Below are 22758 nucleotides of genomic sequence, written 5' to 3' on the forward strand. Positions count from 1 at the left end.
CAGAGATTTATTGCTTTGTACAAATTCCACCGCAGCGAGCGAAGCCGCAGCCATAAAAACCTTTTTCGGCTAAATGACTGCTGTAAAAAGGAAAATGCATTTTGCATGCCACTTTTGTATTAAATTCATACTGCCACAGCGTGCGATATTAAGAATCTCCACTAAACTTTTCAGGTGCCAACGATATGACCGGCGTTGCGTTATTACCGACGCAGCTTTTTAATCAATGAGGCTATCTTATGACAGTGAAAACGTTAAACGATCTGTTCATCCACGACCTTTCCGATGTATACAGCGCTGAGAAACAGATAACCCGTGCATTGCCTAAAATGGCGCGTGCTGCCAGTGACGAAAATCTTATCGCTGCGTTTAATCAGCATCTTGAAGAGACCCGTGCTCAGATTGAACGGCTGGATGAACTGGTAGACGTGACACCTGAAGTCAAAATCAAAAGAATGAAATGCCATGCGCTTGAAGGTCTGGTTGAAGAGGCCCAGGAAATTATCGACTCGGTCGAAAAGGGCGAAGTCCGCGATCAGGGGCTGATCGGTGCGGCACAGAAAGTTGAGCACTATGAGATTGCCACCTACGGCACGCTGCATGCACTGGCGCTGAAGCTGGGCTATACCAAAGCGGCAGAGCTGCTGGCAGCGACCCTGAATGAAGAGAAACAAACGGATGAGAAACTCACCTCGGTAGCCGAGGCTATTACCGTCTCTTAAGGAGTGACACATGACTGCGATTGAACATTATCATGACTGGCTGCGCGATGCGCATGCGATGGAAAAGCAGGCAGAAAGCATGCTGAGCAAGATGTCAGGCCGTCTTGAACACTATCCGGCGCTGGAACAGCGTCTGGCGCAACATCTGGAAGAAACTAAGCATCAGCTGACCCTGCTGGAACAGCTGCTCGACAGCCACGCTATCGATCACTCTGTGATGAAAGATGCGATGGGTAAAATGGCGGCGACCGGCCAGGCGGTGGGCGGTATGTTTAACTCTGATGAAGTGGTGAAGGGTGCCATCAGTGGCTACGTTTTTGAGAATGCTGAGATCGCCAGCTACACCAGCCTGATTGCCGCGGCGGAGCAGGTGGGCGATACGCAGGGCGTTCGCATCCTCAACGAGATCCGCGATCAGGAAGTGACTATGGCGGAGTGGCTGCTGCAACACCTGCCTGAAGTGACTCAGAAATTCCTGCAACGTGCGTCGCAGCCAGGCGCAGAAGCGAAGAAGTAACGCCTGAATGCCTGCATGAAAAAAGCCGGGAATGACCCGGCTTTTGCGTTTTAGTGATTTACAGGCTGCGACACTCAGTCAGCCATTAAATGCCCATACATCGTCATCAGCTTACGCGTGACGCCATTCGTCCAGCCGAAGCCATCCTGTAATGGATACTCGCCGCCGCCGCCGGGACGGGCGCGGTCGCCACTGATGTCATACTTCTCGACCAGTTTGTGGTGCAGCTGATAGAAGTTATTAACCGTATTAAGCCAGTTCACTGCGACTTCACTTGCCAGCGTCTCTTCACCGTAGTTATTCAGGCCGACAACGGCCATCCACTGCATCGGTGCCCAGCCGTTAGGACGGTCCCACTGCTCACCGCTTTCCACCATTGAGGTCAGCAGGCCACCGTTGCTCAGCAACAGATGACGCAGGGAGATCGCCTGCAGGTGCGCCTGATGCGGTGTTGCCAGACCCACAAACAGCGGAACGACCGAGGCAACGGTAAAGGCACCAAAACGCTCACGACGCCAGTCGTAGTCACGGAACACACCAGCGGTGCTGTCCCACAGGTAACGGGTAATAGCGCGTTTCCGCGTTTCCGCCTTTTTCTGCCAGGCCAGCGCCGTCAGCTCTTCGCCTTTGGCGTGCGACAGGGTGGCAATCATCAGCTCCAGCTTGTACAGGAACGCATTCAGATCGATAGGGATAAACTGTGTTGTACGGATACTCGACAGCCGTTTCGGATTACGCAGCCAGCGCGAGGAGTAATCCCAGCCCGACTCCGCACCAGCACGCAGGTCACGATAGACTTCGCTGGCCGGACGTTTTGATTCGCGCGCGGTTTCAACGTCTTCCATCCACGACTCATCACGTGGCGTATCGCGGTCATCCCAGTAACGGTTCAGCAGCGAGCCATTTGGCATGCGCACGACGTGACGATAAGCCTGGTTTGGCATCAGTGAGCCGGCACCATCCATCCAGAACTGATACTCCTTCATCAGCTGTTCCTGATAGCGCTTAGCACCGCGCACGCCATCCTCTTCAAACAGCTCCACCATCAGGGCAAATACCGGCGGCTGAGAACGGCTGAGATAATAAGTACGGTTGCCATTTGGCACATGGCCGTAGTTATCGATCAGCCAGGCAAAGTTGTCTGCCATATGACGCAGCAGGTCATCACGGCCAGATTCCGCCAGGCCCAGCATGGTGAAGTAGGAGTCCCAGTAGTAGGTTTCGCCAAAGCGTCCGCCCGGTACCACATAGGGTTTCGGTAACGGCAGCAGCGATGAGTGCGGCATATGCTGCTGCGGCATTTTGGTCAGAACCGGCCACAGATCGTCGATATGCTCGTTGAGCGATTTATCCGGGTTGGAGACATAAAAACTTTCGTTTACGCCAGGCAGATAAAAGTGATCGGCGACAAAACGCGACAGGTCGAAATCACTGCTGCGTTTCTGTCGACGATAGCGCATCAGCACATCCAGCGGATCGTACTTAGGCGAACAGTCGGGAAAGGTTTTGCTGTCCTCAAAAATCCGCGACATCTGGACATGTTCAAACAGTTCCAGATAACGATCGGCAGGCGTGAGCGCATCCGGTGCCGGTAAGCCTTCAATCAGCTCCGGTTCCGGTTCAGAATCCTGCATGCGATCCAGTTTCAGTTCATGGGGATCGTATTGATACTCAACTTCCGCCCCGGCACGAACCTCTTCAAGTGCATTTTGTTGCTGGCGATGGGTATTAATAACGGCCTCCTGAGCGGTCGTGGTTGCACAAAGGAGAAATTATAGACCTCTCATCCTGCGGAACAACAATGCAGAATATCTATGAACGTAATAAAAATTGTCGATTAATCGAGGCTTTTTAATAAATTCCAGTCAATTCAACCAAATATAGCGGTGTTCACAAAAAATACATTTCGGATGAATCTCTTAGCCGCATGAATAAAAAAATTTAAGCTGAAGAAAACTGGCATTTATTCACATTTTGTAAAAGAAACCGCAGCCGCAAAGGGTGCAGAAAATGGCATACGCAACGGAAATCAGGGCAGGAGTGAGAAGTGAGCGGGCAGGGTTGCCCGCTCAGAGAGAGCTGGGTTAATGGTTCGCCAGTGCTGCGCGGATCACTGCCTGCCAGCTTGTGGTCGGGCGACCAATCAGTTTGCTCAGCTGACGCGAATCATCAAACAGGCCACCTTTTTCTGCACCGGCATCAGAATCCGCCAGCATCTCCGCCAGACCCTCTGGCAGGCCAGCGCCTTTCAGCGCGGCGGCAAAGTCAGCCTGAGACAGATTGACGTAATCGACCTTCTCACCACTCTGTGCGGCAATCTCCGCAGCAAACTGCGCCAGCGTATAGCTGTCGTCGCCGGACAGCTCATAGACCTTGCCCGCCTGATCGTCACGAGTCATTACTTCAGCCGCCGCTTCAGCGTAATCCTGACGGGCAGCCGACGCGATGCGACCTTCACCTGCCGCGCCGATAAACGCATGATGTGCCAGCGCCGGAGGAATGCTGGCGGCATAGTTCTCGGTGTACCAGCCGTTGCGAAGCAGGGCGAACGGGATGCCTGCGGCTTTCAGCAGCGCTTCAGTCGCGCGATGTTCAACACCTAAACCCAGCGGTGAGGTATCCGCATGCAGCAGACTGGTGTAAGCGATAAAGCCCACGCCTGCAGCCTTTGCAGCCTCGATGACAGCTTTATGCTGCGCCTCACGCTGGCCCACCTCACTGCCCGAGATCAGCAGCAGCTTATCCACGCCTGCAAAAGCGGCCTCCAGCGTCTCTGGCTGGCCATAATCGGCCTGGCGGACAATCACGCCCAGCGCAGCAAGATCGGCCGCTTTGGCGGGCGTACGCACAGCGGCAACAATTTCTGCTGCCGGAACTTTTTTCAGTAATGCATCGATAACGATTCGGCCCAGCTGGCCGGTGGCACCTGTAACTGCAATCATGGGATGACTCCTGTGGCTGTTGGTGAAATTCAGACTAGGGTATAAACTAATTTTTAGTAAGTACTTACAGAATTGTTAGTTTGAGGTGCACAGGTTAAATGTCTGAAAAACTGAGTGAAAAATTTAGTCGTGGTGAGCTGCTTAACGTTAACTGTCCGTCGCGTGACGTACTGAAACGGGTGACCAGTCGCTGGAGCGTACTGATTCTGCTGGCCCTGCAGGGCCAGACGCTGCGCTTCAGTGCGTTGCGCCGGGCGGTGGGTGGCGTCAGTGAACGGATGCTGGCGCAGAATCTGCGCTACCTGGAAGAAGATGGCTTCGTGCAGCGCATCGCTTACGATGTCGTACCGCCGCACGTGGAGTATCGTCTGACCCCGCTTGGCCGCGAAGTCAGTGAACAGGTAGTGGGGCTGGCGGACTGGCTGGAGCTGAACCTGAGCCGGATTCTGGCACAGCGTGAAAAGTCTGCAGCTGAGTAAAATCCCCGCCTGTCAGCCATTCCGTCGTGAAGGTGTGGAGATGCTGGCAGGAGATTTTTAATCTGTTCTTCTCTCCCATTTCTCTTCCTGAAACCGGAATAACGTAACGGCAGCGAAAATAACCCAAGCGGTTTTTTCGCCTCTTTGCTGGTTATTAAATCATTTCATCAGGCTCTGGCCCGGAATAACCGACTGCTTCGGGCGCGCTGTTAATTCAGTCCAGCTTTTTGACCCATTTTATTAACATCTCCCGTGGCGCTTAAAGGCGCCGCTCTGGCTATTTTTCGCCTGGGTGCAGGTCTGAATTAGCAAGGGTAATGCAAAAAAATAAACAAAGCGGTAGTGGTACTCATTTACTGATTTAACTTATTAAAAAATAAGATTATTTAATTTATCTGCTCTCAGGTTTGACCTTTTTGAAATCAGGGTTTATAACAAAATAACGTCTGGAAACAGCCGGTTGAAGGCTTTTTTTAGTCAGGATTTGCTTTGCCGATATGAATTTTAAAAGTGACAAATACCGTAACATTAACGACACATAAATACGCTCTGATTAACCTTTAAGCCTTATTTTTAAATAAGTAATTCCCGCTAAAAACAATGATCAAAATCAACAAAGACTGTTATAGTTTTCATTAACCCCACTGTTTCTGTTTCCTCGTCGCGAATAGTTCTAAATTTGCGGCGGGAATTTCAATAAGCGCAGAGAAGTCAGCGCATCAGGCTTAAGTTGTTAATAATAAGTAAATACATGGTGTTCTATGTGGCAAAGAGGTAAGCAATGTTCGGATTAGATGCCTTTCATCTGGCCAGGATTCAGTTCGCATTTACTGTTTCCTTCCATATTATCTTTCCCGCCATCACCATCGGTCTCGCCAGCTTCCTGGCCGTACTCGAAGGTATGTGGCTCAAAACCCGCGATCAAACCTATCGCGATCTCTACCATTTCTGGTCCAAAATCTTTGCCGTTAACTTCGGTATGGGTGTGGTGTCAGGGCTGGTGATGGCTTATCAGTTCGGCACGAACTGGAGCGGCTTCTCAGAGTTTGCCGGCAGTATCACCGGTCCGCTGCTGACCTATGAAGTGCTGACGGCGTTCTTCCTGGAAGCGGGCTTCCTGGGCGTGATGCTGTTTGGCTGGAATCGCGTAGGTCCGGGTCTGCACTTCTTTGCCACCTGCATGGTCGCCCTGGGTACACTGATTTCGACCTTCTGGATCCTGGCCTCTAACAGCTGGATGCATACGCCACAGGGCTACATCATTCAGAATGGCATCGTGGTTCCGCAGGACTGGTTCAAAATCGTCTTTAACCCCTCTTTCCCTTACCGGCTGTTCCATATGTCGGTGGCGGCGTTCCTGGCGAGTGCCTTCTTTGTCGGTTCATCGGCGGCATGGCATCTGCTGAAGGGCAACAATAATCCTGCCATCCGCAGGATGTTCTCCATGGCGTTATGGATGGCGCTGATCGTTGCGCCGATTCAGGCGATGATTGGTGATGCTCACGGTCTGAACACGCTGGAGCATCAGCCTGCCAAGATCGCGGCGATTGAAGGGCACTGGGAAAACCCGCCGGGTGAAGCCACACCGCTGATCCTGTTTGGCATTCCCGATATGGAGCAGGAGCGCACCAAATATGCGCTGGAAGTGCCTTATCTCGGCAGTCTGATTCTGACGCACAGTCTGGACAAGCAGGTTCCGGCGCTGAAGTCGTTCCCGAAAGAGGATCGACCTAATTCAACGGTGATTTTCTGGTCCTTCCGCGTGATGGTGGCGCTGGGCCTGCTGATGATCACGCTGGGCGTGGTCAGCCTGTGGCTGCGTTTCAAAGGGCGTCTTTATGAGTCGCGTCCGTTCCTGTGGTTTGCACTGTTGATGGGTCCATCGGGTCTGATTGCGATTCTGGCAGGCTGGTTTACCACTGAAATCGGTCGCCAGCCGTGGGTGGTTTATGGCGTGCAGCGCACCATTGATGCGGTCTCGGCACATGGCGATATGCACATGAGCATCAGCCTGCTGGCCTTTATTCTGGTCTACAGCTCGGTGTTTGGCGTGGGGTATCACTACATGATGCGTCTGATTAAGCAGGGACCGGTTGTGGGCGAAGGTCATATCACCGAAGAGGGTGGACCAGGTCAGAAGAAAACGCCAGCGCGTCCACTTTCCGCTGCCACCTTTAAGGATGGAGACCACTAAGATGATCGATTTTTCCGTTATCTGGTTTGTGATTATCGTCTTCGCAACCCTGATGTATATCGTGATGGATGGTTTCGACCTGGGCATTGGTCTGCTGTTCCCGTTCAATAAAGATGCTGGCGAGCGCGACATGATGGTGAATACCGTCGCGCCGGTCTGGGATGGTAATGAGACCTGGCTAGTGCTGGGAGGCGCAGGCCTGTTCGGTGCGTTCCCGCTGGCCTATGCAGTCATTGCCGACGCACTGTCGATTCCGCTGACCGCCATGCTGATTGGTCTGATTTTCCGCGGCGTTGCCTTCGAGTTCCGCTTTAAAGCGGTGGAAGGCCATCGTGCATTCTGGGACAAATCGTTTATTGCCGGTTCGATCATCGCCACCTTCAGTCAGGGTGTGGCGGTCGGTGCATTGCTGGATGGTATTCCGGTTGAGGGACGCCGCTTTGCCGGTTCCGCAATGGACTGGCTGGCACCGTTCCCGCTGTTCTGCGGCGTGGGTCTGGTGGTGGCCTATGCGCTGCTGGGCTGTACCTGGCTCATCATGAAGACCGAGAATGAACTGCATCGTAAGATGTCTGCGCTGGCGACGCCGCTGGTGATTGCGCTGCTGGTGATTATTGGCATCGTCAGCCTGTGGACGCCGTTTGCGCATGCCGACATCTCTCATCGCTGGTTCAGCACGCCAAATCTGTTCCTGTTCCTGCCGGTTCCGGTGCTGGTGCTGCTCTGTTCGTGGGGCATTATTCGCGCCATCAAACGTGAGGCACACTATTCACCGTTCCTGCTGACGCTGGCGCTGATCTTCCTCGGCTTCTCCGGACTGGGCATCAGTATCTGGCCAAACATTATTCCGCCATCCGTGACCATCTGGGCCGCTGCGGCACCTCCGCAGAGTCAGGCCTTTATGCTGGTGGGTAGCCTGCTGATTATCCCGATGATCCTGGGCTATACCTTCTGGAGCTACTACGTGTTCCGTGGAAAAATCAAAGCAGACGCAGGATATCATTGATATGAAAAGCCTCAGCAGCATGAAAGACCACAACCATAACCACAACGCAGAGACGAAAGCACCGTGGTGGAAGCGGGTGATGTGGCTGGTGTTTATCTACGCCGCCAGCGTGCTGGCACTGGGCGTTGTCGCCTCGCTGTTCCGGATGATGATGACTGCGGCGGGAATGCGTAGTCATTAATTGTCTGGCAGAACATATACTGGCTCAGGGAGCATATGCCCTTTGCAAAGTCGCAAAACGCCATCCGTGGCCCGCGATGTTTTGCTCCTGGCGTATGCTCCCATCGCTTTATGTTGTGAGTTAGCCTCAGACTGCTGACAAACCCAAATCAGTGTGAATCTGGCAGCAATATATAAGCTCAATGCGCAGGGAACACGGTCAGAGGAGGAAAGCGTCCCGCGGCAGGGACGGCGCGGGCCGAGCAGGCCATGGATGGCGGTTTTTGCGTCTTTCCGATCTGACCGTGTTCCCTTCGCAGGCTCGGTCTTGCCGCTACCGGGCTGGACTTTGTCAACAATCAGAGGCTGACGTCAGTCAGCCTTTTTTAGTTAGTAACCTAAGCAATTAATGCGGAATCGCCCCGAACAGGCGCGTGCGCCTTACCCTTTCCTTACACCGATTCGCAATTTTTGTTATTCTTTTGTAACGAAAATTCCAGTCCTAACCCGCGTCGTAAATCGCCATCATGCTCAGTCAGGCTATTAAAAAACAGCACATTAACGATCTGGTCGAGTGGATAGAAGCCAACCTCACCGACGATCTCAATATCGATCAAATCACCCTGAAATCAGGTTATTCCAAATGGCACATGCAGCGCATGTTCAAGGAGATGACCGGACAGACGCTGGCGGCATATACCCGCAAACGGCGTCTGACGATGGCGGCCATGGCGCTGCGTCTGACACGCATGACGCTAATCGATATCGCCGTACGTTTTGGCTTTGATAACCAGCAAAACTTCACGCGGGTGTTCAAAGGCCACTTTTCACTGACGCCTGGCGCGTTTCGCCGTATTCCTCACTTGCCGGTTAAAAACTTCCATGGTCGCATTCTGGTGCGATCGCTGGCAGAGCGTGCGACGCTGGTGGAACGTGAGGAAGAACTGCATCTGTGCGGAGAGACACTGGAGTGGGAGTGCAGGTTTGGTGAGTATATTGCCGACCACGACCACCGGGTGGCTGAGCAGGCACGGCATCTGGTCGCGCTGGCGGGCAGCCATGCGACGCACGGCTGGTTAGGCTTTCAGTATGGTCCCGGCCATAGCTCTGCTGACCAGCAGAATATCAGCCTGTTTCAGGCGCTGGCACCACAACATGCCGGGCTGCTGGGTGACAATACCGCTAGCTGGAGCGAGGTGTGCGGCCTCTATGCGTCGATCCGCTGGAGCGGCAGGCCGGAGCAGCTGACGCGATTTATCGAGGATATCTACTATCAGCATTTGCCCATGCTGGGCGTGTCGCGCCGTCCGGGCAAAGACCTGTTGCGTCTTGATTTTGCGCACTGTAAGCCCGACTGGCTCAGCGGCGTTTTCTCTATTCCGGTGATGCAGGCGTAGCCGGCAGGGCAGGGTCAAGCGCTTCTGCTCCTGCCAATGCATCTTTTGTGCGATAAACCGTGACAAACCGCACGATTTTATAAAATAAGTCGCCATTCTGGCGTAAAATCCTCCCCCGAAACCCTGCCATATCTGAATCATCGTGCTTCTGTGGCAGGGCTGGAACATTCATCTGCATTTCAGGCCTTTTCTGGCCAAAACGACAATCGAAGACAACTATGCGACGCTTAATGATTTCCCTGATCCTGGCATTGCCTGCAATGGCGATGGCACAGCAGGCTGAGCCTTTCTCACCGCCTGCCGGACTGCATCCGCACTCTCAGGTTACCCAGCATGAAATCCTGGGTGATGGTGAACTGCCGGATCACACCAGCAGTAATGCCTCCCTTTCCGGATTCAACGACACGCTGTAAGTGTTGATGCGCTGCCAGAACCGGCGGCGCGAGATGATGCCCGGCTCGTCAGGAGCCGGACAGCTTCTGCCTGATTTACCTGCTCATACTCTGCACCTGCGGCTTCCTCTCTGAGGCCCATTCACCTGCATCTGAAACACGCTTTACCTGCATATTGCATCTTTGATGCTTCTGATTCATGCCGCTTCCCGTCCATATCTCCTCGCTTACGACACTGCTTAAAATATATCTTAAGTTGCAGAATCGCATTTTTCGTTCTTGTGCCGAAGATATATCATAGCTAATCTTGTCGCTTCAGATGAGAATGATTGTTATTCCATTGTTGTTTAATCATGGCGGGTATGCCCCTGACTATCGGGCATAGACCCTGTTTCAGGAGAGAGATTTTGACTACAACAGCCGATAAGCGCACGCCGCAGCGCGTCCGCAATGAACTGCGTTTTCGCCATATCCAGGTCGAAAGTAAAACCCATATTGCCGGGAAATTCTGGCGCATCCGGTTCAGCGGCAGCGATCTGGCAGGCTTTACGTCGCCAGGCTTTGATGACCACATCAAGGTGTTTTTCCCTGCTGCTGAAGGTGAAACACTGGTTCTGCCACAGATTACCGACGCAGGCATTGTCTGGCCGGAAGGTTTACGTCCGCAGGCGCGTGATTACACGCCGCTGGAATTCGATGGTGAATCTTCACTGACCCTCGACTTCTATATTCATCAGCAGGGCGTAGCCAGTGACTGGGCCGCGCAGGCGCAGGTGGGCGATCAACTGATTGTTGGTGGGCCACGCGGCTCGCTGGTGGTACCGACCGATTACGCATTCCAGCTTTACGTCTGCGACGAAACCGGGCTGCCCGCTTTTGCCCGCCGTCAGCGCGACGCCCGCGCCCAGGCGCTGCATCTCTATGCCTTTACCGATGAAGCGACCGGTCGCGACTATTTAGCGGATACGACAGGCGTAACGACAAACTGGCTGGGCAGCGGTCAGATGCAAAAAGCGCAGTTCAGCCAGCTGATTACCCGGCTGGATCAGATCGCTATTCCGACGGAGGATTACTTTATCTGGCTGACCGGCGAAGGTGAGTTTGTCAGAGCGCTGTCTGACTACTTTACCTCGCAGCGTGGTCTCGACAGCGACTTCGTGCGCGCGGTGGCCTACTGGCATCAGAAGTAAGCCGCGCTGGCAATTGAGTTTTGCCAGATGGCGGACTACCATCACTCTCCTTTTTTCAGCAGGGCAGGTCATGAAACAGCATCCGACTTCCACTTCATCTGACGAACAGACTTCGCGCGCAGGCGGCTGCAGCGGACGACGTAAACGACGTGAAAAGATGCTGGAAGCGAGTGAGATTCGCCTGCTGATGCTCCACTTCCTGGCGCAGAATGCGGCGCACGGCTATGAGCTGATCAAGTCCGTTGAGGAGCTGTCAAAGGGAGAGTATTCGCCCAGCCCGGGGATCATCTATCCCAACCTGACGCTGCTGGAAGAGATGGAGGCGATTCAGGTGGTGGATGCGCAGGCAGCGCGTAAAGCCTACCGACTGACGGCGGCTGGTGAGGCGCAGCTGGCGGATAATCGCGAAACCGTAGCCAGCCTGATTACGCGGCTCTCTACGCTGGCGATCGTGGTCAATAACCGCAGCATTCCTGCTGTGGAGCAGGCGATTCACGGGCTGAAGATGGCTCTGAATCAACGACTGGCGCAGGAAGATATTTCAGAAGCCGCGCTGCAGACGCTGATTAAGGCGCTGCACGACGCGGCTGATAAAATCACCCACAGTTAATCAGCTGATTTCACTCTTATTCTTGTCGATGTGGCCCAGGGTACGATCCGGGAAACAGATGTCGCGCACGCGCTGTTTCAGGGTAGTCGCATCCGGGAAACCACCGTCCCGCTTACGTTCCCACAGCAGATGACCATCCAGCGTAATCTCAAAAATACCGCCGGTGCCGGGTTTCAGCGTGACCTCTGCCAGATCCTCGGCGAAGGTATGCAACAGTTCCTGTGCCATCCACGCTGACCGCATCAGCCAGTTGCATTGCATACAGTAGTGAATAACAACCACAGGTTTTTGCGCCATAACTCTCTTCCTTTACGTATTGATAAATGCAGATGCATTCGGGTTAACAATTTGTGCGCTGTGGTTTATTTCTTAATGTAAATAGGATTGATAATGATTATCAGTTGCATTAAATTCGCGGCGATAATGATTACACCCGCATGATGTTCTGACTTTTTACGGCTTTTATGCAGAGCCGTTTTTTATGTTGCAGCAAGCAAGTGAGCGAATACTAACAATTAATCAGGTAATTCGCGCCTATGTCACCACGTTTTCGGAGATTGACGCAACCGCGTCTGTCTGAGCTGGCGTTGCTCGCCACCTTTATCAATACCACCTGCACCTATGCTGCGGGCAGTGAACCTGCCACGCTGACCCTTTCCGACCGCTATGGCAGCAGTGCTGAACCGGTAATGACGGTGAATGCACCGGAAATTAAACAAACGGCGGGCAGTAAAACCACGCTCTCTGCCAGCGATCTGCAGCAACGTGGCGCTACTGATTTTGGATCGATCATGCGTTATGAACCGCTGATCAGCGCCACCGGCACCAGTGGCGGTTCCTCAGCCGGTAAGAGCGGCTTTGACCGGGCCGGTTACACCGGCTACAACATTCGTGGTTTAGAGAGCAACCGCGTGGGTCTCGATGTGGATGGCATTCCATTACCGCAGGCCACCGGCCGTAGCTATGTGGGACGAGCCGGTCTCGACAGCTTTGGGATTGGCCGCGATTACATCGATCCCTATATGTTTGGTCATATCGGAATTGAGAAGGGTGCCACGGCAGTGGATCAGCCGAATAACTCGATTGGCGGCAATGTCTCGTTCCGTAACAAATCCCCGGATGACTATCTGCATCCCGGTAAAGGCAACTATTTCGGATATCAAAGCGACTACGACTCTGCCAGCCGCAGCTGGCACAACGGCGTTACGGCAGCAGCAGGCGATGATACGCTGCGGGGAATCTTTGTTTACAGTCGTCGTGACGGCCAACAGACCCGCAACAACAGCGACACGGTTGATGCCTATCCAGCCAACTGGCATTCTGATGCCTTTATGACCTCGGGCATCTGGCAGCCCAATGATCTTCACAAGCTCAGCGCGACTTTCGATTACTATCACAAAACGCACCACAGCCATTACGACAGCTGGAGCACGTCCGGCAATACGGTCTGGGGAACGGCGCAGCAGCAGAGCGATACCCGACGCTGGGGCATCAGCCTGGCGGATGAGTACACGCCTTACAATGACCTGATCGACAGTCTGACAACCCGCGTTTACTGGCAGCAGACCCAGGCACATGACAACACCTTTATGCCGTCAGGTGCCACCACCTGGCAAACCGTCTACTCCGACTACAACAGCGACAGCTACGGTTTTGACACCCGCGCGCTTAAAACCATCGGGCGACATGAACTGAGCGCCGGGCTGAATGCGCGTCTGGTGGATACCGAACGGCCTTTCCGTCAGTCGCCTGCGGCGAGCGCCACCAGCGTGATCATGCAACCGCAGGCTAACAGCCGCAGTTATACGGTTGGTGGTTATCTGCAGGATACCATCAGCTTCGATGCTGACGGACACCGTGCGGCTATCGTGCCGGGCGTGCGTGTAGCATACCAGAATACCCGCCCACGCGATGTGGCGACACTGACGACAAACAGCAGTGTGCTCGACGCCAGCGAAGTCTCCGCGCTCTACGGTTCGCCAAACAGCGACACTCAGGTGTTGCCGTCGATCGCCTTCCAGTACGATCTGACCCCGGCATTGATGACTTATCTGCAATATACCCGTGGCGCGCAGTTCCCCAACGACTCCCAGCTCTATGGCTCATGGAACCTTGGCTCCAGCTATGCCGGCACCGCGCAGTATGCGCTGATTGGCAATGCCGATTTGAAGACCGAAACCAGCAACAACTACGAATGGGGTATAAAAGGCCAGGTTGCAGAGGGCGTGACGCTTAACGCTGCCGCGTTCTATAACGACTACAAAAACTTCATCGCCTTTACCCGCTACAGCCGGGCGGCCAATCCGGGTAAGTTCGTCAATGTACCCAGCAACATCTACACCACCTATCAGGCGGAGAACCGCGACAAAGCCTATATCTATGGGGCTGAAATCAGCAGCAAGGTGAACTTCGGCAGCTGGTTCAGCGAGGTCGAGGGGCTGAGCGCTAATCTGGCGTTTGGTTACACCCAGGGTGCGGCGAAGTCGAGCTACCTGGGGGACCGCTACATCGACCTGGAGAGCGTTGCGCCGATGAAAGCAATTGTCGGACTCGCCTGGGATGATGAGGCGCGCGGCTATGGTGCTGCCGTCACCGCCACGTTTGTTAAAGGTAAGAAAGCCAGCGCCACAAATCGCAACAGCTTTACCAACACCGGCAACAGCCTGACTGACTCCAGCACCGATTACATGCGGGTGCCGGGTTATGGCCTGGTGGATATGACCGCCTACTGGCGCGTCACGCACAACGTCAGGTTAAGCGGCGGGCTTTACAACATAACCGACCGCAAATACTGGGATTACCTCAGCAGCCGTCAGCTGACCAGCGCAACCCAACAGGATCGTAACGATCAGGCACTGGCCGTAATGCCGGGTCGTACTTTCCAGTTAGGTGTTAATGTCGATTTTTAATCACCGCTGCCCTGCGCTGATGCAGGGCATGACTAAGAGAAGCGAACCATGAATCCGATTTATCAGCACTATCTCGCCCTGAAGAGTGAACATCCGAAGAAATATGCCCGCGATCTGGCCACACTGATCGGTATCAGCGAAGCAGAACTGTGTGAAGCGCGTATCGGCGTTGATGCCGTGGCGCTGAAACACGATTTTCCGGCGCTGCTGAAGGCGCTGGGTGCGGTCGGCGAGACCAAAAGCATTACCCGTAACGCTTATGCGGTGCATGAGCATCTGGGCGAATATCAGAATGTGCAGATCGGCGCACATGGCGGCTTGGTGCTGAATCCCCGGGCGCTCGACCTGCGTCTGTTTGTCGGACAGTGGTTCAGCGCCTTTGCCCTGCAGGAGTCGGGCGCACAGGGCGTACGTCACAGCATTCAGGTCTTCGATCGTCACGGCGATGCGGTGCTGAAAGTTTACGTTACGGAGCAGACCAACATGGCGGCATGGCACGCGCTGATCGCTGACTTCACTGACGCCGCTGCGATGCCGCTGGTGGTTGAGCCGGTTACCGCTGCTACTCAGACAGAGACCATTGATGCCACCGCGATTGACCGTGAATGGCGCGCTATGACCGATGTTCATCAGTTTTTTGCCCTGCTGAAGCGTCATCAGGTGTCCCGACCGCAGGCATTCAGCGCAGTGGGTGAGGATCTCGCCTGGCAGACCGGCAACGATGCGCTTGAGCGTGTCCTGCAGATGGCACAACAGGCGGGCAACGAAATTATGATTTTTGTCGGCAACCGTGGCTGTACCCAGATTTTCACCGGCCAGGTAGAGAAGCTGGTACCTATGGATAACTGGCTCAACATCTTCAATCCCCGCTTCACGCTGCACCTGATGGCGGACCAGATCAGCGAAAGCTGGGTTACACGCAAACCCACCGGCGATGGCTTTGTGACCAGCCTGGAACTGTTCGCCGCCGACGGCACGCAGATCGCCCAGCTCTATGGACAGCGTACGGAAGGCACGCCAGAACAGGCCTGCTGGCGTGAGCAGGTGAACGCACTCCGTACGCCAGGAGCGGCGGCATGAAATACCTGAGTCTGTTGTGGCTGCTGCTGACGCTGCCCTCACTGGCTGCTGAGCGGGTGGTGTCAATTGGGGGTGACGTCACCCGGATTATCTACGCGCTGGATGCTCAGTCACAGCTGGTGGCGCGCGACAGCACCAGCCTGCGTCCGGCGCAGGCTGCCCGGCTGCCGGACGTGGGCTACATGCGCCAGCTGAATGCCGAAGGTATCCTGGCGCTAAAGCCGACACTGGTGCTCGCCAGCGCGCAGGCAAAGCCGTCGCTGGTACTGCAACAGATTGCCCGCGCGGGCGTCAGGGTGGTGACGGTCAGCGGCGACAACAGTCTGCAGGCGATCCCGCAGAAAATTATCACGGTGGGGCAGGCGCTGCAGCGTGAAAGCGAAGCGCAGGCACTGGCGCAGCAAATAATGCAGCAGATTCGCCAGTTGCCACAGCAATCGCTGCCGGTGAAGGTGCTCTACATCATGGCAAACAGCGGCATGAAAACGATGGCGGCCGGAAATCAGACCGCAGCCGACGGCGCTATTCGCAGCGCCGGGCTGGAGAATGCCATGGGTTCGGTGCCGCACTATCAGGCGCTGTCGCAGGAAGGCGTGATCGCCGCCGCGCCGGATCTGGTGGTGATCGGCGAGGATGGACTGAAAACCCTGGGTGGTGAAGCGCAGCTGTGGCAGTTACCCGGCCTGGCGCTGACGCCAGCCGGGCAGCAGCATCGTCTGCTGATCATTGATACCCAGGCGCTGCTGGGATTTGGCCTTGATACGCCGCAGGCAATAGTGAAATTGCGGCAGGCTGCGGAATCGCTGAACCATGATTAATGGCAATGCACTGCGCGGTCTGACGCTGATGCTGATTTTCCTGCTGGTGGCGATGGTAGTGGCGGCGAATCTGGGGGCGATGTCGCTGTCGGTGCGGGCGCTATGGCAGGCACCGCTCAGCGATCTCATCTGGCTGATCCTGCGTCAGCAGCGAGGATTTGAATGATGGAAAGGTTAGAGGCGACGGGACTCTGTGTGGCGCGCGACGGCAAAACCGTTATCGATAATCTTGACGTTACGCTGTCAGGTGGAGAGCGGGTGGCGCTCATCGGGCCTAACGGCGCAGGTAAATCAACACTGTTGCGGATGCTGACCGGATTTTTAGCGCCCGATCGGGGTGAGTGCCGGCTGGGCGATCGTGTGTTGTCCGCATGGCCGCGTGAGCAGCTGGCGCGACGCCGGGCCGTGATGCGGCAGCAGAACAACCTGACCTTTGCCCAGTCGGCGCAATCGGTAGTGGCGATGGGCCGTGCGCCGTGGCCTGAGACGCAGACGTCGCAGATTGTGGCTGAAGTCATGCAACTGACCGGCTGTGATTCGCTGGCGCAGCGCGATTACCGCCAGCTCTCCGGCGGTGAACAGCAGCGGGTGCAGCTGGCGCGGGTGCTGGCGCAGCTCTGGCAGGAGGGAAGACCGCGCGGCTGGCTGTTTCTGGATGAGCCGACCTCGGCACTGGATCTCTTCTGGCAGCAGCAGACTCTGCGTTTATTACGCCAGCTGACGCGCACGGGTGATCTCACCGTCTGCACCGTGTTACATGACCTTAATCTGGCGTCATTATGGGCCGATCGCATACTGCTGCTGCACGCGGGCAGACTGGTGGCTCAGGGTTCACCGCAGACGGTGATGACTGAAAAGACGCTGACGCGCTGGTATCAGGCTGATTTGCAGGTGGTGGCACATGCCGGGAACGGGAAGCCACATATCCAGCTGCGGGTTTAGACCGTTTCGCTTTAAAAACATTGCCTTGCGTGCTTTTAATCACTGATTTTGCGCTATACCTGGTGTTCAGGACAGAAGACTTAGGAGACCATAATGGCAAAATCATTAGATCAAACCGCTGAGCAACTGGGTAACATTTTACTCTCCTCCGGACTTCATCTGACGACCGCCGAATCCTGTACCGCCGGGTTGATCAGCATGACGCTGGCCGCGGTGGAAAGCAGCGGCGACTTCTATACCAGCGGCTTCGTGACCTACAGCGAAAATGCCAAAATCCGCCTGCTGGGCGTGCATCCTGATACGCTGAAACAGCACACGGCGGTGAGCGAGCAGACGGCGCGTGAAATGGTACAGGGAGCCTGCGCCCGCTCAGGTGAACCGGTAGGGTTATCGATTACCGGCTATGCCGGACCCGATGGCGGCGAAGATGGCACGCCAGCGGGCACTATCTGGTTTGGCTGGGTATTGCCGGACGGCAGGGACGAGGCGGAGTGTCATCAGTTCAGCGGCGATCCGAAATCCGTGATGGAGCAGGGCACGCAGTTCGCGCTGGAAGGGTTGATCAAACGGCTGCAGCGAGCCAGTCGATAAAGGCGCGCGGTACGCGCCTTATAAACGCGGGTTAACGGCAGTCGACAATCAGACGACCCTGTACGCTGCCATCCAGCAATGCCTGCGCACCTTCTCTGGCTTCACTCAGCGGGATCACCCGGCTCAGTTTGCTGAGCCGATCGCTATCCAGCAGCTCGCCGAGCCGCTGCCACGCCTGCTGACGAAGCGGCTTCGGACACATCACGCTGTCGACACCCGCCAGCGTGATGCCACGCAAAATAAAAGGCGCGACGCTGGCGGGCAGGTCGAGTCCCTGCGCCATACCGCAGGCAGCCACCACGCCATCACGCTGAATACCGGCCAGCACGTTCGCCAGAGTGTGACTGCCGACGCTGTCTATCGCGGCGGCCCAGCGCTCTTTTGCCAGCGGCTTACCGGGATGGGAAAGCTCTTCGCGATTAATCACCGATGCCGCGCCCAGCGTATCGATAAGATACGCATGGTCGCTGGCCCGACCGCTGGAGGCGATGACCTGATAACCCAGACGCGCCAGCAGGCTGACGCTGTAGCTGCCGACGCCGCCACTGGCACCGGTCACCAGCACGGGGCCATGTTCGGGCGTGATGCCCTGTTTTTCCAGCGCCATGACGCAGAGCATTGCGGTCAGCCCTGCTGTGCCGATGGCCATGGTTTGCAGCGGGCTAAGAGAAGCGGGCACACGCACCAGCCAGTCGCCGCTGATGCTGGCTTTCTGCGCCAGACCGCCCCACTGTTTTTCGCCTGCGCCCCAGCCCGTCAGCAGCGCCACATCATCCTCTTTCCAGTCGGGATGGCGGCTGGCCGTCACGCGGCCGACAAAATCGATACCTGGCACCATCGGAAACTGGCGCACAATCGGGCCTTTATTGCAGATAGCCAGTGCATCTTTATAGTTCAGGGATGAGTAGCTGACGTCGAGCGTGACATCGTAGTCGGGCAGTTGGGATTCGGAGAGATCTTTCAGCAGGGAACGGTAACCTTGTTCGTCATTTTCAATGACCAGTGCCTTGAACATGCAGCCTCCGGCAGAGTGGGAAAGAGAGGGTAAGTTTACGCCCGCGAGTGGCAATGCGGTAGGGCAATGGCCGCCTCTTCGGTTCAAGGAGGCAACAGGCAGGGAAAAGCGCGCTGACAGCGCTAGCGAATCATGTGCATAAATCTGCATATAATTCATATAATTAGTCGTATTATGAATTTTTTATGATAAATAGACTATAAAAATCATGTTGTTATCCTTTTATTGTGTGACTGAATAATTGCCTGGGTCGGGTTGTTCGTGCATAAAAAAGATGACATTATGACCGCCACTTTTTGACCCTGCTTGTTCACTACAGAGGACGTCGCCATGTCCGGTTCACCGCGCACCTGCCCGGATTACCGTTCGCTTTTTCCGGCGCTCACCGGGTTTTCCTCTTTTCCGCACTCTCCGTTATTCACCATGCGGTGAGGCCAGCCAGGCAGCGGCTGTGGATCTGCTCGCCACACTGCACTATGCCTTCTGACGCTTAATTATTCGCCGGGGCGCTGTCCCCATACTTGTGCTTCTGGCACCTCCTCCCTGACGTTAGGGATCCTGTTATGACTCCACTGAAAATTGCTGCCAGCGCCGCTGTCGCGCCCAGCCTGACCCTCAACACCGCGCGTGACGTAGTGACGCTGGATAACACTGATTTTACGGATGTGGCTGCGGTCGTCGTCTCGCTGGCGGATACCCGCAGCGGCGTGCTGGCGCTGCTGCGTCACACCGGCTTTAATCTGCCGGTATTTGTCGCGAATGCGTTTGAAGAAGAGGTGATGCACCTGCCCGGCGTCAGCGGTGAGCTGAATGGCGAGCCACAGGAGTGGCTTGCGCTGGAAGCAGCTGCGCAGGCGTATGAAGCGGCGCTGCTGCCACCTTTTTTCGAAACGCTGACCCGCTATGTCGATATGCAAAACAGCACCTTTGCCTGTCCCGGACATCAGGGCGGCGCGTTCTTTAAAAAGCATCCGGCAGGCAAACAGTTTTATGACTTTTATGGCGAGAATGTTTTCCGCTCTGACATGTGCAACGCCGACGTCAAACTGGGCGATCTGCTGATTCATGAAGGCTCGGCTAAAGATGCGCAGAAGTATGCGGCAAAGGTGTTTAACGCCGATAAAACCTACTTTGTGCTCAACGGCACCTCAAGCGCCAATAAAGTGGTGACCAATGCGCTGCTGACCCGCGGCGATCTGGTGCTGTTTGACCGTAACAATCATAAGTCGAACCATCATGGCGCGCTGATTCAGGCGGGCGCGACCCCTGTTTATCTTGAAGCAGCACGTAACCCGTTCGGCTTTATTGGCGGCATTGACGCGCACTGCTTTGATGAGGCTTATCTGCGTGAGCAGGTCGCGGTCGTCGCCCCTCAGCGCGCAGAAGAGGCGAGGCCTTTCCGTCTGGCGATTATCCAGCTCGGCACCTACGATGGCACGGTCTACAACGCCCGCCAGGTGGTGGATCGCATCGGCCATCTGTGTGATTACATCCTGTTTGATTCCGCGTGGCTCGGCTATGAGCAGTTCATCCCCCTGATGGAAGGCTGTTCGCCGCTGACCCTGGATCTGAATGAAAACGATCCTGGCATTTTTGTCACCCAGTCCGTGCATAAGCAGCTGGCGGGTTTTTCGCAGACTTCGCAGATCCACAAAAAAGATAATCACATTCGCGGACAGCGGCGCTTCTGCCCGCACAAGCGTCTGAATAACGCCTTTATGCTGCACGCTTCCACCAGCCCGTTTTATCCGCTGTTTGCCGCACTGGATATCAACGCCAGAATGCATCAGGGCGAAGCGGGGCGTCGCATGTGGGATGAGTGCGTCACGCTGGGTATTGAGGCGCGTAAAGCGATCCTCGAACGCTGTGAAATGATCCTGCCGTTTGTGCCGGAAACGGTAGATGGACAGCGCTGGCAGGATGCGCCAGTTGAGACGATCGCCCGCGATCTGCGTTATTTCAGCTTTGAACCGCAGGCGAAGTGGCACGGTTTCGCCGGTTACGCGCGCGATCAGTATCGGGTCGATCCCTGCAAGCTGCTGCTGACCACGGCAGGGATCGATGCGGCCAGCGGGGAATACAGTGATTTCGGGATCCCGGCCACCATTCTGGCTAACTACCTGCGTGAGAACGGCATCGTGCCGGAGAAGTGCGATCTCAACTCGATCCTGTTTCTGCTGACTCCGGCTGAGAGCCCGGAGAAGATGGCGAATCTGGTGGCGATGCTGGCGCAGTTTGAGCAGCACGTTAAAGAGGATGCGCCGCTGGCCGAAGTGCTGCCGACGATTTACCGCAAAAACGCCGAACGTTATGCCGGGTATACCCTGCGTCGTCTCTGTCAGGAGATGCATGACCTTTACGTCAGTCATAACGTGAAGGATCTGCAGCGCCTGATGTTCCGCGCCGCCGAGTTCCCGCCGGTCAGCGTAAATCCGCAGGATGCACATCAGGCTTATATTCGCGGCGAAGTGGAGCTGGTACCTATCGCCGAGGCCGCAGGACGTGTCGCTGCGGAAGGCGCGCTGCCTTATCCACCGGGTGTGCTGTGCGTCGTGCCAGGCGAAATCTGGGGCGGCGCGGTGCAGCGTTACTTCCTGGCGCTGGAGGAGGGACTTAATCTGCTGCCGGGCTTCTCGCCGGAGCTGCAGGGCGTTTACACCGAAGAGGATGAGCAGGGACGTAAGTATCTGGTGGCCAATATGATGGTGGGGCGCTGATCTGAGCGGGGCAGAGGCGGGTAGCGGCCCGCCAGGCCTTTTTGTTCGCTGCGTGAACGGGCTATGAGAGGGGTTTCTTTCGCCTGGCAGCGGGGCATGCTTTGCAGCGGGCTGGCTATGAGAAGGTTTCGCTTTGCAGCGGGCTGGCTTTGAGCAGGTTACGCCCGCCAGGCGATGGGGAGTTTCAGGTTGCCGGTGCAGGCGGACGCGTCAAGGGGCGGACGCCCGCCCCTTAACTATCCCGGCGTCCGGCTGCCTGCGCGCCCCGCTTTGCGGGGTGCCTTCGTCACGCCCTGCGGCCAGCGGACCGTCCGGACGCGCCATCCCTGGCGCGAACCGTCCTTTCGCCGACGTCCTGTCGGCTCATCCTCGCCTCCGGTTGTTCCTCAGCGCTTCGGATGCCTCTGAGAAACCCCCCGCCTGTTATCTCTTTTGTTTTCTCTGGTGCTGTATTGTCTGCTGACCTGAAAAGCCAAAGCCAAAGCCAAAGCCAAAGCCAAAGCCAAAGCCAAAGCCAAAGCCAAAGCCAAAGCCAAAGCCAAAGCCACAGCCACAGCCACAGCCACAGCCACAGCCACAGCCACAGCCAAAAACCCACAGCGATAAAGTACCCAACACAGAAAGAAGAGATAACAGCAGGGGGGAGGGAGGCCGTCAGAACCGCTGAGCGGATGAGGGATTTCAGGACGAGCGACAGGGATGTCGCGAAGAGGCGGGTTCGCGCCAGGGATGGCGCGTCCCGGCGGTCCGTGAGAAATTCGGAAGAAGCGAAGGTACCGCGAAGCGGCGGTGAAGCAGGCCGGAGCCGGGGGTCAAGGGGCGCGGCGACTGGCGCCCCTTGTCGGTCGCCTGCAGAGGCGTGTCTGAAACTGCCCAACTGCTCAGGCGAACGAAACCCTTCTCAGTGCCACCCTGCTGCAAGCGAAACCTTTTCATAGCAAGCCCGCTGCGAATCGTGCCCCGTTCGCGCGGCGAACACCACCCAGCTCTGGCGAGAAAAACCCTTCTCAGCGCCCGTTCGCGCAGCGAACACTTTCAGCGTCAGCCCGCTGCAAAGCGAACCTCAAGCCTCGTTCGC

22 protein-coding genes are annotated in these 22758 nt (G+C 55.9%); 17 read left to right on the forward strand and 5 right to left on the reverse strand.

The window, feature by feature from the left end; genetic code table 11:
• Positions 1-239 precede the first annotated feature (239 nt).
• Positions 240-722 (forward strand): YciE/YciF ferroxidase family protein, encoded by a 483-nt coding sequence (locus EGO56_RS03500; RefSeq protein WP_033784034.1) that lies wholly within the window; start codon positions 240-242, stop codon positions 720-722.
• Between the two features lie 10 nt (positions 723-732).
• Positions 733-1239 (forward strand): ferritin-like domain-containing protein, encoded by a 507-nt coding sequence (locus tag EGO56_RS03505; protein ID WP_135907707.1) that lies wholly within the window; start codon positions 733-735, stop codon positions 1237-1239.
• Between the two features lie 74 nt (positions 1240-1313).
• Here the strand turns inward: EGO56_RS03505 and treF are convergent, their stop codons facing one another.
• The gene (gene treF, locus EGO56_RS03510) at positions 1314-2972 is read right to left on the reverse strand and encodes an alpha,alpha-trehalase TreF (RefSeq protein WP_071888691.1); all 1659 of its coding nucleotides are present in this window, start codon (positions 2970-2972) and stop codon (positions 1314-1316) included.
• Positions 2973-3323: 351 nt separating this feature from the next.
• Positions 3324-4181 carry an SDR family oxidoreductase gene (locus EGO56_RS03515; RefSeq protein ID WP_135907708.1) on the reverse strand — a complete coding sequence of 286 codons (858 nt, stop codon included), beginning with the start codon at positions 4179-4181 and terminating at the stop codon, positions 3324-3326.
• A gap of 98 nt (positions 4182-4279) precedes the next feature.
• Here EGO56_RS03515 and EGO56_RS03520 point away from each other — a divergent pair, with 98 nt between their 5' ends.
• From EGO56_RS03520 to EGO56_RS03555, 8 genes are all read left to right on the forward strand, one after another.
• A complete protein-coding gene (locus tag EGO56_RS03520) occupies positions 4280-4660 on the forward strand; it encodes a winged helix-turn-helix transcriptional regulator (RefSeq protein ID WP_013359003.1) in 381 nt (126 codons plus the stop codon).
• 781 nt (positions 4661-5441) lie between these two features.
• Positions 5442-6854, forward strand: a complete 1413-nt coding sequence (locus tag EGO56_RS03525; RefSeq protein ID WP_013359002.1) for a cytochrome ubiquinol oxidase subunit I — start codon at positions 5442-5444, stop codon at positions 6852-6854.
• Between the two features lies 1 nt (position 6855).
• A complete protein-coding gene (gene cydB / locus EGO56_RS03530) occupies positions 6856-7860 on the forward strand; it encodes a cytochrome d ubiquinol oxidase subunit II (RefSeq protein ID WP_013359001.1) in 1005 nt (334 codons plus the stop codon).
• 1 nt (position 7861) lies between these two features.
• Positions 7862-8041, forward strand: a complete 180-nt coding sequence (locus EGO56_RS03535; protein ID WP_135907709.1) for a DUF2474 domain-containing protein — start codon at positions 7862-7864, stop codon at positions 8039-8041.
• Positions 8042-8546: 505 nt separating this feature from the next.
• Positions 8547-9416: a helix-turn-helix domain-containing protein gene (locus tag EGO56_RS03540; protein ID WP_033784030.1), complete on the forward strand. Its 870-nt coding sequence runs from the start codon at positions 8547-8549 to the stop codon at positions 9414-9416.
• A gap of 230 nt (positions 9417-9646) precedes the next feature.
• Positions 9647-9829 (forward strand): hypothetical protein, encoded by a 183-nt coding sequence (locus EGO56_RS03545; protein WP_223811653.1) that lies wholly within the window; start codon positions 9647-9649, stop codon positions 9827-9829.
• 341 nt (positions 9830-10170) lie between these two features.
• Positions 10171-10998 carry a siderophore-interacting protein gene (locus EGO56_RS03550; protein ID WP_420371895.1) on the forward strand — a complete coding sequence of 276 codons (828 nt, stop codon included), beginning with the start codon at positions 10171-10173 and terminating at the stop codon, positions 10996-10998.
• 70 nt (positions 10999-11068) lie between these two features.
• Positions 11069-11608 carry a PadR family transcriptional regulator gene (locus EGO56_RS03555; protein WP_013358997.1) on the forward strand — a complete coding sequence of 180 codons (540 nt, stop codon included), beginning with the start codon at positions 11069-11071 and terminating at the stop codon, positions 11606-11608.
• Here EGO56_RS03555 and EGO56_RS03560 read toward each other — a convergent pair whose 3' ends face one another.
• Complete coding sequence (locus EGO56_RS03560) at positions 11609-11905, reverse strand: Rdx family protein (RefSeq protein WP_033733740.1); 297 nt, start codon at positions 11903-11905, stop codon at positions 11609-11611.
• A 239-nt stretch (positions 11906-12144) separates the two neighbouring features.
• On the opposite strand from EGO56_RS03560, the gene EGO56_RS03565 reads away from it, so the two are divergent.
• From EGO56_RS03565 to EGO56_RS03590, 6 genes are all read left to right on the forward strand, one after another.
• The gene (locus EGO56_RS03565; protein ID WP_135907711.1) at positions 12145-14517 is read left to right on the forward strand and encodes a TonB-dependent receptor domain-containing protein; all 2373 of its coding nucleotides are present in this window, start codon (positions 12145-12147) and stop codon (positions 14515-14517) included.
• A 48-nt stretch (positions 14518-14565) separates the two neighbouring features.
• The gene (locus EGO56_RS03570) at positions 14566-15597 is read left to right on the forward strand and encodes a hemin-degrading factor (RefSeq protein ID WP_135907712.1); all 1032 of its coding nucleotides are present in this window, start codon (positions 14566-14568) and stop codon (positions 15595-15597) included.
• Positions 15594-16415, forward strand: coding sequence for a heme/hemin ABC transporter substrate-binding protein (locus EGO56_RS03575; protein ID WP_135907713.1), 822 nt, complete (start codon positions 15594-15596; stop codon positions 16413-16415). The genes EGO56_RS03570 and EGO56_RS03575 overlap by 4 nt, the downstream gene beginning before the upstream one ends.
• Positions 16408-16581: a hypothetical protein gene (locus EGO56_RS03580; RefSeq protein WP_238348994.1), complete on the forward strand. Its 174-nt coding sequence runs from the start codon at positions 16408-16410 to the stop codon at positions 16579-16581. The genes EGO56_RS03575 and EGO56_RS03580 overlap by 8 nt, the downstream gene beginning before the upstream one ends.
• Complete coding sequence (locus EGO56_RS03585; protein ID WP_185948880.1) at positions 16581-17357, forward strand: heme ABC transporter ATP-binding protein; 777 nt, start codon at positions 16581-16583, stop codon at positions 17355-17357. The genes EGO56_RS03580 and EGO56_RS03585 overlap by 1 nt, the downstream gene beginning before the upstream one ends.
• Positions 17358-17450: 93 nt before the next feature.
• Complete coding sequence (locus EGO56_RS03590) at positions 17451-17948, forward strand: CinA family protein (RefSeq protein ID WP_013358990.1); 498 nt, start codon at positions 17451-17453, stop codon at positions 17946-17948.
• Positions 17949-17979: 31 nt separating this feature from the next.
• On the opposite strand, the gene acuI is transcribed toward EGO56_RS03590, so the two are convergent.
• Positions 17980-18963, reverse strand: a complete 984-nt coding sequence (acuI, locus tag EGO56_RS03595) for an acrylyl-CoA reductase (NADPH) (protein WP_135907715.1) — start codon at positions 18961-18963, stop codon at positions 17980-17982.
• A gap of 563 nt (positions 18964-19526) precedes the next feature.
• Between acuI and EGO56_RS03600 the strand changes: the two genes are divergently transcribed.
• Positions 19527-21680 carry an ornithine decarboxylase gene (locus EGO56_RS03600; protein ID WP_135907716.1) on the forward strand — a complete coding sequence of 718 codons (2154 nt, stop codon included), beginning with the start codon at positions 19527-19529 and terminating at the stop codon, positions 21678-21680.
• 423 nt (positions 21681-22103) lie between these two features.
• Here EGO56_RS03600 and EGO56_RS22245 read toward each other — a convergent pair whose 3' ends face one another.
• Entirely contained in the window at positions 22104-22298 is a 195-nt protein-coding gene (locus EGO56_RS22245) for a hypothetical protein (RefSeq protein ID WP_167493415.1), read from the reverse strand.
• Positions 22299-22758 lie beyond the last annotated feature (460 nt).

Source organism: Pantoea vagans (assembly GCF_004792415.1).
In the GTDB taxonomy this organism is placed as follows: Bacteria; Pseudomonadota; Gammaproteobacteria; order Enterobacterales; family Enterobacteriaceae; genus Pantoea; species Pantoea vagans.

Excerpts from the sequence above, each read along its gene's own strand:
- EGO56_RS03500 (WP_033784034.1), top strand. The coding sequence starts at position 240 with ATGACAGTGAAAACGTTAAACGATCTGTTCATCCACGACCTTTCCGAT.
- EGO56_RS03505 (WP_135907707.1), top strand. The coding sequence starts at position 733 with ATGACTGCGATTGAACATTATCATGACTGGCTGCGCGATGCGCATGCG.
- EGO56_RS03515 (WP_135907708.1), bottom strand. The coding sequence starts at position 4,181 with ATGATTGCAGTTACAGGTGCCACCGGCCAGCTGGGCCGAATCGTTATC.
- EGO56_RS03520 (WP_013359003.1), top strand. The coding sequence starts at position 4,280 with ATGTCTGAAAAACTGAGTGAAAAATTTAGTCGTGGTGAGCTGCTTAAC.
- EGO56_RS03525 (WP_013359002.1), top strand. The coding sequence starts at position 5,442 with ATGTTCGGATTAGATGCCTTTCATCTGGCCAGGATTCAGTTCGCATTT.
- cydB (WP_013359001.1), top strand. The coding sequence starts at position 6,856 with ATGATCGATTTTTCCGTTATCTGGTTTGTGATTATCGTCTTCGCAACC.
- EGO56_RS03535 (WP_135907709.1), top strand. The coding sequence starts at position 7,862 with ATGAAAAGCCTCAGCAGCATGAAAGACCACAACCATAACCACAACGCA.
- EGO56_RS03540 (WP_033784030.1), top strand. The coding sequence starts at position 8,547 with ATGCTCAGTCAGGCTATTAAAAAACAGCACATTAACGATCTGGTCGAG.
- EGO56_RS03545 (WP_223811653.1), top strand. The coding sequence starts at position 9,647 with ATGATTTCCCTGATCCTGGCATTGCCTGCAATGGCGATGGCACAGCAG.
- EGO56_RS03550 (WP_420371895.1), top strand. The coding sequence starts at position 10,171 with ATGCCCCTGACTATCGGGCATAGACCCTGTTTCAGGAGAGAGATTTTG.
- EGO56_RS03555 (WP_013358997.1), top strand. The coding sequence starts at position 11,069 with ATGAAACAGCATCCGACTTCCACTTCATCTGACGAACAGACTTCGCGC.
- EGO56_RS03560 (WP_033733740.1), bottom strand. The coding sequence starts at position 11,905 with ATGGCGCAAAAACCTGTGGTTGTTATTCACTACTGTATGCAATGCAAC.
- EGO56_RS03565 (WP_135907711.1), top strand. The coding sequence starts at position 12,145 with ATGTCACCACGTTTTCGGAGATTGACGCAACCGCGTCTGTCTGAGCTG.
- EGO56_RS03570 (WP_135907712.1), top strand. The coding sequence starts at position 14,566 with ATGAATCCGATTTATCAGCACTATCTCGCCCTGAAGAGTGAACATCCG.
- EGO56_RS03575 (WP_135907713.1), top strand. The coding sequence starts at position 15,594 with ATGAAATACCTGAGTCTGTTGTGGCTGCTGCTGACGCTGCCCTCACTG.
- EGO56_RS03580 (WP_238348994.1), top strand. The coding sequence starts at position 16,408 with ATGATTAATGGCAATGCACTGCGCGGTCTGACGCTGATGCTGATTTTC.
- EGO56_RS03585 (WP_185948880.1), top strand. The coding sequence starts at position 16,581 with ATGGAAAGGTTAGAGGCGACGGGACTCTGTGTGGCGCGCGACGGCAAA.
- EGO56_RS03590 (WP_013358990.1), top strand. The coding sequence starts at position 17,451 with ATGGCAAAATCATTAGATCAAACCGCTGAGCAACTGGGTAACATTTTA.
- acuI (WP_135907715.1), bottom strand. The coding sequence starts at position 18,963 with ATGTTCAAGGCACTGGTCATTGAAAATGACGAACAAGGTTACCGTTCC.
- EGO56_RS03600 (WP_135907716.1), top strand. The coding sequence starts at position 19,527 with ATGACTCCACTGAAAATTGCTGCCAGCGCCGCTGTCGCGCCCAGCCTG.